This is a genomic window from Rhodococcus sp. P4_F3_2, from assembly GCF_056401335.1.
In genome coordinates this window covers 1-924 of sequence record NZ_JBFUJN010000095.1, presented here as the reverse complement: position 1 = coordinate 924, position 924 = coordinate 1, and the positions used below count along the sequence as shown (strand labels likewise).

Genomic DNA, 924 nt, shown 5'->3' with positions numbered 1-924 from the left:
ATCTTATAGCGATAAATAATGGTTTTTAATTTACCTAATGGATTTTGTAGGGAGTAAACATAAAGAATAATAAAAGTTTAGATGGAATCAGCACTTGTCCAAACCCTTTTCATTACTTTGCATACTATAATATTGAGCAACCTCCTTGTTCTTCCAATAGAATTCGGCTCGTACATTACTATTAGGTTTTAAAAAAACTACTATGGGGGCAAATAGTAGTTTTTTCTTTTTTTTAAACTGTATACGATAGACATTTTTAGTTAACATGTCTAAAGGCTTTTAGTTAGACTGCAGTCTTTATAAAATAACGGTATCTAAAAGGGGGGAATTAAGATAGAACAATGGCTTAAYCTTATTGGGAATTTTGGCTTTCCTATTGTTGTTACTTTTTATCTTCTACTACGCTTTGAAAAGAAAATAGATCATTTAACGGAAGCTATTAATAAAATAGCTACCACTATTGAAAAAGAACAGGACAAGCAGTAAATAATTGATTTCTCGACTCATTTTTTAATTAATTTCTTAATATGAATACTGCCTAAATAATTTGATCAAACTATCCAAGACGCCGCGAAGCATCAACCTAACCCTATTCTATTTGTATTACTCTAACATCTAGGAGAAAAAACAACTGMACRGACCMAGTTGTTTTTTCTGTTTTTRSGCTATATAWGATAKACAGCATTAGCCAACATCATGGATTCTTGTAAAGAATCATTTCATAAATTTTTTATCTCCCCCATATATTTAGACGATATAAATTCATCTATGAAGGGGGGAGAAACTAATATGAAAACAAAACAAATGCGATTAAAAAGAATTCAACATCTAGCTTATGAAATTATGGATAAAATGAATCTAGAAGGTGAACATACAGAATATTCTATATCAAAAATAGTCATTGATAACCTTTCACGAGCAATA

Annotated in this window: 1 protein-coding gene; it reads left to right on the top strand. The window is 29.8% G+C overall.

All coding sequences use genetic code 11. The features are described from left to right. Positions 1 to 327: 327 nt before the first annotated feature. Positions 328 to 486: a YvrJ family protein gene (locus AC1DWA_RS32900; protein WP_477917601.1), complete on the top strand. Its 159-nt coding sequence runs from the start codon at positions 328 to 330 to the stop codon at positions 484 to 486. The last annotated feature ends 438 nt before the right edge of the window (positions 487 to 924 follow it).